The sequence below is a fragment of the Pseudoalteromonas sp. PAST1 genome (genome assembly GCF_021532515.1).
GTDB classification, from domain to species: domain Bacteria; phylum Pseudomonadota; class Gammaproteobacteria; order Enterobacterales; family Alteromonadaceae; genus Pseudoalteromonas; species Pseudoalteromonas simplex.
In genome coordinates this window covers 1-7,774 of record NZ_JAKGBH010000089.1, presented here as the reverse complement: position 1 = coordinate 7,774, position 7,774 = coordinate 1, and the positions used below count along the sequence as shown (strand labels likewise).

The window sequence follows — 7,774 nt, the reverse complement described above, 5'->3', positions numbered from 1 at the left end:
TTAGGTCGTTGGCTTAAACAGCAGTGTTATGAACTGGAATCAGCTTAGCTATTTAAATTAGAGTTGAAGGTGAATACTAGCTACTTAGAAGTAGCTGTCAGCGTCCGTTTAGTTTTGTTAGTTGCCAGTCAAAATGAGTTTGCCAGAGGCCTTTATTGGCTATTCACTGTCAGTTTTAATTCAACTCTATAAATCAAATCTGGCAGATCAAGTTAAGACTTATTCACATAATGATTGTTAACATAATGATTCACATAATGATTGTTCAGCTTATAGCCGCATTTTAAAACATTGTGTTTGCTTTAAAATGCGTCCAAAAGGGCGCATTACTTGGTTAAGCAATTAATTTATTTTTAATTACTTGTTTTAGAATCGAGGGTAACTCTTCAACGGTTTGAATGTTGAGTAATTCCTGATTCTCAAAGCCATAAAGCATTCCTGTATTTATACCAATGCATACAATTTGAATACCTAGAAGTTCCGACATTTCAATCGACTTTTCTAAATACTTTAGATCGCTTGCTTGACCATCAGTAATGATAAAAACAACTTTCTTTTGCTCGACACGAAGTGACAGCCTACGAATTACAGAATAAAGACTTAACCCTGTATGTGTTCCGCCTCTACTACTGACTCTAAAGTTATCTTTAACGGCTGTAGTTGTTGATTTAAAACACTTTGCTTCATATAGGTAACCGGCACTGAAATATATGCATTCACTATTTACGCCTTTCAACTTATCTATTGCTAAGTTAATTGCAAGCGCAGAAGTATTAACACCATTCATATCATCAGCACTCATTGAACTAGACCTGTCTACGAGAACTGATATCGCCATTGTTGGAGCTTTAGTAATTCTTTCTGATTTAAAAACATTAAAATTACCAGCTTTTACTCCAGCAAGTCTATTTGCCTCAACAGTTCTACCTTGCTTAGAAAAATTCACACTTTTTCGGTCTAACTCATAAATTATTTTATGGAGTTCTCGACTTATAGGTGTTGAAAGTCTCTTAGCTAGGTTTAGCTCTGCAGTACCAACTGTGCCACGATCATTTTTTGATATTAAAGGAGCATTGAAGTCAATTAGTTGCTCCATATCATTACTTGATCTTACTTCATCAGCCATTTTCTCTAGCTCGTTATTAACTTGTTCATGCAAATCTGCCATGAGCTGACTTTCATCGGCATTTAGGCATTCATTTACAAAATTAATAACTTGCTGGCTAACATTTGAGTTTTGACCTTGGCTATCGCCCGGTTCAAACTCTATTTTTTTAAGTAATTGAATGATCTGTTCTGTAAGTTCATAACTATGTTGGTTAGATTGAAGCGTTGGTATCGTATCCAATAACAAAATTAAATCTTGTACTGGTTTTTGGCCAATACAATCAGTTAATAAAGCTAATGCAATTTCACAGAACTCCTTTAGTTGTACTTGGTTGTTAATTTTATATCGACCATAATATACAACTACAGCTTGCAGCAGTAATGAAGGTGGGAAGCTATCAGTTGGTTTACTGAACCATCCCTTTTTAATACCTTGAGTAACCATCTTAGATAAATTTAAGATGGCGCCCGGCCACTCCAGACAAACCATTCTTTCCATACGAATATCCTCAATGCCATTTCTAATAGCATTGAAAAATACCCCTTTTTCATACGACTTAGCTGTCCATGTTCTATCGGTCCATCGTAGATGGCCTACTTCATGATCAATAGCGCCTTCCAAAAGTTCGAGATAATCGGGGTTTTCAAGATCACCTACGGGTAAAGTAATGCTGTTGTAATCTGTATAGCATCTGTTACCAGTTAAGTTAATCGTAATGTCACCACGGTTACTCATTACTCTTGAAAGCATTCTAAATCGTTTTAATAGTTTTGATTTATTCATTTGCATCTCCTCCAGAAATGTTTAAGAGGGGGATACACCCACAAGGGGTGAGTATCCCCTGTGGGTTTAGAATTAAAGGAAGCTAGATTGCTTCCTTAATTTGTTACCAATTAAATCCAAAATCACCTAAAGAGTTGTTACGCTCAGCGGGCTCGAAAAAAACGGTTTCTTCTTTAGGCGCTAGGTCAAATTCAAATGAATTTTCTTGATCAGCTGTTTCTAAAATGATTGAACTCTCAGAAGCAGTTTCACTAGATTTACCTGAAACGAAAAGGCTCGCTACGTCGGTATCCTCATGTGTAATTACTTCCGGCTCTGGTGTTGCACTATATTGAGGTTTTCCTTCAGCATGAAGGCGAAGTGTGTCTTCATTACTCATTACGAGTAACCAGTTGGTTAACTCTGAAAATGAATGACCTTCAATGTAGCCACTAGAAGGTAAGTTATTTAAAACCTCCTGTATTGTACTAACCACGTTTTCAATACCATTATCTACAAATGATAAATCAATAAGTTTATTCATCATTCTTCTAAATGGTGAACGTACTTTTTGGCTTACGCGATTAACTGGCGTTTTGTCTTTAAACCAGTTTGTTTTATATACACTGCCTGCTTCTTTAGCGATTTCTTGCCAAAGAGTTTCTGCAACATCGTTTTTGATATCGTCTTCATCATCATCAAAAAGCGCTTTCATAGCCAAAGGCTTTGTAAACGACAGTTTGAATTTTGATTGGAACTCAACCTGAGATAAAGCGTATTTATAGATCAGTGCAGCGATATCTGAATTTTCAGCCATATGTTGATTAACTGAAATATCATATTCAGCAATTAATACTGATACTTCATCTTGCCAATCACGCTTTATTCCATCAAGCTCTGACTTAAGCTCATCTAACCTGGTCGTTGGGACAACCGTAAAGTCTCCATACTTAACACCATAACTATTAAAAGTTCGTGTAAGCCGGTTGTTGTACTTCGTTGTAAGCTTCAGCTTGCTTCTAGGAAACCACTGTAATTTACTCCCCTTGATTTGATTAGATGATACTTTCTGACCATCTAGTTCTATCTTTGCGTTCGGTAAAGTTGATTCACCACATGGCGATCTTAATTGCCAGCCTAACAAACATGCTCCATTTTTAAGTGAAGTGTTTTGTTCTGCTAACTCTTTGCCGTTTGCGATTGCTTCGTTTGATAAAGACATGTTGTCTCCTCCAATTTGATAAAAAAAGGGGAGACTTCCCTGTTGGGGAAAGTACTCCCCAAAGGGTTGGTTGATTAATAGGACCTGCGATTTGTTACATCACTTCAATATCCCATGTATTTTGATTAAAGTGGCCTATTCCAATAAGTGAATAACCTCTTTGTTCTTTATTTTTGGCAAGAGCATTTCTCTCACCGTTTACAGACATAAAAACCCATTTCCATTCAGTATTATCATTTTTGAACAACACATATGTCGTATTTTGGAATGATGTTACAGCCCAAAATTTACCTTCACCGGCATGATGATAAACATCAAACGGGTTATTGCATTTCAGATTACCTTGAGCATTGAACATAACTTGAGCTCGACAGTTTACAAAGTCACAGCTCTTCATTTTCTCATCCGAATGAATAAGAAAATAAGGATTGCCGTTCCTAATGTAATCAATCTTATCGGTTGCCTGAATTAACTCAGACATACTCATTGCTTTAATGTCTCTTACATTGTCAATTTTAAGTGGGCCTTTCCCCCCTTCAATGCGGAGGTATTTACCATTTGATGGTTGGTAGCTAAAACCAATAAAACGACCATTTTCAACTTCAAAGCACTCAAACACTGTGTCCCCTCTCTCAACTTTTAAGTTAGCCGAGTCAGAGGATGTGTTAGTGTTTGAGATGGTTACTTTTTTTGAATTAACTCGCCAAGTGGTTTTTTAATATCATCACCCCATACTCGTTGAACAACAGAATTAACCTCTTCAATTTCATCATTATCAATGGAACCTAAAAACGAAAATTCAAATGACTCATATGGAGAACGATTGGCACCAAATGTCATCATGTAAAAACCCCAGTGGACTAAAGTTCGTGTTGAAAAAACACACCCTAATCCATTATCGATGTTGCCATCGTGATCTTTACCTAATGCAGCTGTTCTTAAAGAGTCAGCTGTTTGTACCATAAGCTTGCGAATCGACAATGTTAGTTTCGGAAAATTCTTTTCCAAAATTTCCAACTCAACTGCTTTGCTTGGATATTTAGTTTTTAACCAACCAAAACGCGAACGTAATGCTTGGTCTAAACGCTGTGAAGTAATATACCTATCACTATCCCCACCACCGGTAGTATTTGCTGTAGCAGCTATTCGACAGCTAGCATGTTTGTTTATGGTTTCACCGAAAACACTAAGTGTCCAAGGCTTGCCTTCAACAAACAAATGAAGCGATGTTGATAAATCTTCATTAGCTTTATCCACTTCATCTAAGATAACTAAACCACCGTATTTGTATCCGCATGCAGCTTGGCTGTATCGCTTGCGAGTGACATTATGACCTTTTCCATCAACAATTAATTCATAACCACCCTCTAAACGCTCACCACTCATGGCTACGGTTACTTTTTCAATAAAAACAGGCTCATTAAAGCGATCTGCAATGAATAGTAATAACTCCGTTTTACCTGTACCTGTTTCACCCACCAAGCCAAGAGGCTTCGGTTGAGCGGGCGCAAGCCACCATGCTAACGCTTTACGAAGAGTTGCTTCATCAGGCGTATAATGCATGTCAGCTTTTTGACAATTTGGGTGGCGGTGTTTACGAATTTTAATCTTGTATTGATTAGGGTCGAAGATTTCAGGAAAACGCTCATGAGCATCAACTTCTATCATTTCGTTATAATCAATTTTAGTTGCAGGTTTAATTGTAGATACGTTTGATTGTGCTTGAGTATTCATATTGTGGCTCCTCCAAATAGATTTTTGAGGGACACTTATCCCGTCAAGGGTGTAGTGTCCCTTGATGGGTTTGATTTCTTAATATTTAAAATGGTACTTCTAAAAAGTCTATATAACTTTTTTCATAAAGATGAAGGTTTGGTAAGTCTAGAACAGAACAATATTCAAATGCTGCTTCTGTTTCATCCTCAACTGCAAGGTCTAGCATAAAATTCACTTGAGCCTCTGCTGCTAATTCCTCAGTTGCATAACTGGTAGAATTCCAAACTTCAACTGAGTCTGGCCAACCATCAATATGACCAAAGTGATAGCCTTCATCACTCTGACCTAATAGCAGTTTTCGCTCAGTAACATTATCATCAAGTAGAATCCAAGTATTAGACTCATGAGTAGGATAAATTTCCATTATCAACTCCTAAAACTTTAGATCATGCCAAGGAGGGATGTCTGGCCCTTCTAAGTCACTATAAAGATGAGAGTTAGACGATGAGCAATTGCTACCATTTAAGATGAAGTGCTTGTATTCACAAAGAGCTTTAGCGTATTTGTTAGTTACAAGTATTTCATTAAGTTGATTATACTGTTGTAAGATCTGTGGTACTGCAATTCTAATTAAACAAGCATCTAAATCTAGAGACTGGCATACATAATCAAAATTTGCAGAGCAAATCCATTCAAGTTCGTCGTTTAGTATCTCTGAATTCGCTTTAGCATATCGAAGCATACCAAGTGAACGATACAAAATACTTTCCCATAACGCCTTAATGTTCTCGTCTGACCAATGAATGTAATATTCACCTCTTGCAGCATCCAAACAATCATCCATTAAACTAAAAAATACATCCTGCCCAAGGGCAACTTTACCAACTCGGTGAGCTGTTATGATATCTTCGTCTAACGAATGGCACGTATATTCTGCATTTACTGACAGAAAGTGATCAGTTTTTCGCTTCGGTTTAAACTGCTTCTTTCTTTCAAGTTCTGCATTTATTTGAGCTTTGGTTATGGCCTTTTTTGGTCTAGCCATGATGTTCTCCTCCAAAGAGATTTTTAAAGGGAACATCCCCAGCAAGGGAAAATTCCCTTGCTGGGTTGGTAGATAGGTTGAGTTAGAAGTTAACCGTGGAAAACGCGGTTTGACTCTTGATATAAACGGCTTGCGCGAATAGCTAACTTGTTAGATCTATTACGTTTTGCTCGTTTAATTAATTTGCGCTCACGACGACGTAGATATGCGCCGATTGACTTGTTATTCATAAGCTCCTCCAAGTTAAAAAGCTGAAGGACTAACCTGTGAAGGTTAAACCCTCAGAGATTAAGACAAGCAACGAAGTTGCTTGGTGTGCACTCACAAAATAGATTTTTGCTTTTCAACTTGATGTTGAGAGTGCGTAACTAATATTCAACTTTAACTGCCATAGCAGAGTTATTCGCGAGAAGCGAAAAGGTATTATGAATATTAGAAAAAACAAAAGTAACATCCTTGTCATGCAAATTCCTAGGCTAGGAAACCTTATCTAGCTTGTTATTGTTGACTACCGCCATACCCTCCTGGTTGAGGTTTAGGAGCAAAACCGCCCTACGATTGCGGATAGTGTATTGGTGCGCTCTGGTCTTGCTGGCTGCGCTGATAGTTTTGTGCATTATTTTGCTGTTGACTATGATGCTGAGGCGCACTTTGGTAGTTTGAAGAACTATTTTGTTGTGGGTGACCATTTTGTTGGTTCTGATTGCCAATTAAGCCAGAGGCTTTTAAACATTCCACTTCAACTTTTCTAAGATGTTGAATTAGCTCGATAGCTTTAATCTTTGTTGAAGAGCGGTTTTGCCCACCATTATCAATCCACTTTTCTTGAACAAGTTTTCCTCTTAAAGTTACTTCGTCCCCTACTTCAATAGCTGGTTTAAAATTCTTTAAAAACCGACTATCCACTTTGACATCAAAAAAGTAAGTTCTGTCAACCCACTCACTTTGTCCGTTAGGTTCGTTTGACTTCTTAAAGTAGCCGTCATCACAAGCAATTGTCACAGTACCAAAATACCCATCTTGACCATTTCTGATATCAAGACTCGCGACTCTACCACCAAGCCTTGCTGAATTATCTTTTGCAGTACGCATATATAAGCCTTCTATAAAGTTATAAAATCATCACAACTGATGTAGATATAATTACATAAAGAAAATATCGCGCGACTTAATCAAAAATAACGGCAATATTCACCGTAACCCTTTGAATAAACTCTAATATATAAAGCCCATTCAGAGAGTAAGGTTTACCCTACTATCTGTTAAACATCCCATTCACATACAAAATCGCTTTCGCCAATTAAGCCACTAGAAATGGCCTTTTGCTTTACAGCTGATAGGTAGTCTGGTTTGTCTAAATGATTAACATCAATCTTTTTTATCTCACCCGTGAATAATGTAAGTGTTGATGTTGATTTGTCGAAAATATGAAAAGCGGAATCTTCAAACATAGGTTTCTCCTTATTGGTTATACCTAAGCATCCTGCTTCAAGCTGCATAGGTATAACCAGTAAGGAAATTCACAGGGAGCTAATGCTCGCCTGTGAAAGTTGATTTAATCAGTGGATGACTCATATTTGCTTCAACAAAGAATTCAAAATTAACAAGGTTCATTCCAAGAATATTACTATGTGAAATACTCTCATCTGAAAACCTAATTTCACCGGGAACAGCGAATACTTTGTCTTTGTTGAATATCTCAGTTGCTATTTGACTGGCCTCGTTATGTGTTTCAGCTGTTGCTAAAACTTTTAACGTTAACCTGTCATATACAATGCAATATACACTCTGAATGGCCTTGTTGATCAAATGCAGCTCTCTAATAAACTCACTTAACTTACTGATATTTAGGCAGACCAAGGGTGTTGATCTTATTTAGCGCCTTCACTTTGATCATCGCTTCAACCAGTTGGCGATTGTA

Annotated in this window: 10 protein-coding genes; all 10 read right to left on the bottom strand. The window is 37.3% G+C overall.

Annotation, left to right across the window (positions count from 1 at the left end; translation table 11 throughout):
• Nucleotides 1-334 precede the first annotated feature (334 nt).
• The 10 genes from L1272_RS22195 to L1272_RS22150 all read right to left on the bottom strand — a co-directional run bounded on the left by L1272_RS22195 (nt 335) and on the right by L1272_RS22150 (nt 7,662).
• Nucleotides 335-1,891 carry a vWA domain-containing protein gene (locus L1272_RS22195; RefSeq protein ID WP_063530136.1) on the bottom strand — a complete coding sequence of 519 codons (1,557 nt, stop codon included), beginning with the start codon at nt 1,889-1,891 and terminating at the stop codon, nt 335-337.
• Nucleotides 1,892-1,994: 103 nt separating this feature from the next.
• The gene (locus L1272_RS22190; protein ID WP_036973823.1) at nt 1,995-3,092 is read right to left on the bottom strand and encodes a DUF3150 domain-containing protein; all 1,098 of its coding nucleotides are present in this window, start codon (nt 3,090-3,092) and stop codon (nt 1,995-1,997) included.
• Between the two features lie 94 nt (nt 3,093-3,186).
• Nucleotides 3,187-3,711: a hypothetical protein gene (locus L1272_RS22185; protein WP_063529544.1), complete on the bottom strand. Its 525-nt coding sequence runs from the start codon at nt 3,709-3,711 to the stop codon at nt 3,187-3,189.
• 62 nt (nt 3,712-3,773) lie between these two features.
• Nucleotides 3,774-4,826 (bottom strand): AAA family ATPase, encoded by a 1,053-nt coding sequence (locus L1272_RS22180; protein ID WP_063529543.1) that lies wholly within the window; start codon nt 4,824-4,826, stop codon nt 3,774-3,776.
• 85 nt (nt 4,827-4,911) lie between these two features.
• Nucleotides 4,912-5,232, bottom strand: a complete 321-nt coding sequence (locus L1272_RS22175; RefSeq protein ID WP_036973820.1) for a hypothetical protein — start codon at nt 5,230-5,232, stop codon at nt 4,912-4,914.
• A gap of 9 nt (nt 5,233-5,241) precedes the next feature.
• Nucleotides 5,242-5,853, bottom strand: coding sequence for a hypothetical protein (locus L1272_RS22170; RefSeq protein WP_036973819.1), 612 nt, complete (start codon nt 5,851-5,853; stop codon nt 5,242-5,244).
• Between the two features lie 89 nt (nt 5,854-5,942).
• Nucleotides 5,943-6,083: a hypothetical protein gene (locus tag L1272_RS22165; protein WP_155950871.1), complete on the bottom strand. Its 141-nt coding sequence runs from the start codon at nt 6,081-6,083 to the stop codon at nt 5,943-5,945.
• Between the two features lie 322 nt (nt 6,084-6,405).
• Nucleotides 6,406-6,945 (bottom strand): single-stranded DNA-binding protein, encoded by a 540-nt coding sequence (locus L1272_RS22160; RefSeq protein ID WP_063529542.1) that lies wholly within the window; start codon nt 6,943-6,945, stop codon nt 6,406-6,408.
• Nucleotides 6,946-7,115: 170 nt separating this feature from the next.
• A complete protein-coding gene (locus L1272_RS22155) occupies nt 7,116-7,304 on the bottom strand; it encodes a hypothetical protein (protein WP_063529541.1) in 189 nt (62 codons plus the stop codon).
• A 79-nt stretch (nt 7,305-7,383) separates the two neighbouring features.
• Entirely contained in the window at nt 7,384-7,662 is a 279-nt protein-coding gene (locus L1272_RS22150) for a hypothetical protein (protein WP_235374307.1), read from the bottom strand.
• Nucleotides 7,663-7,774: the final 112 nt, after the last annotated feature.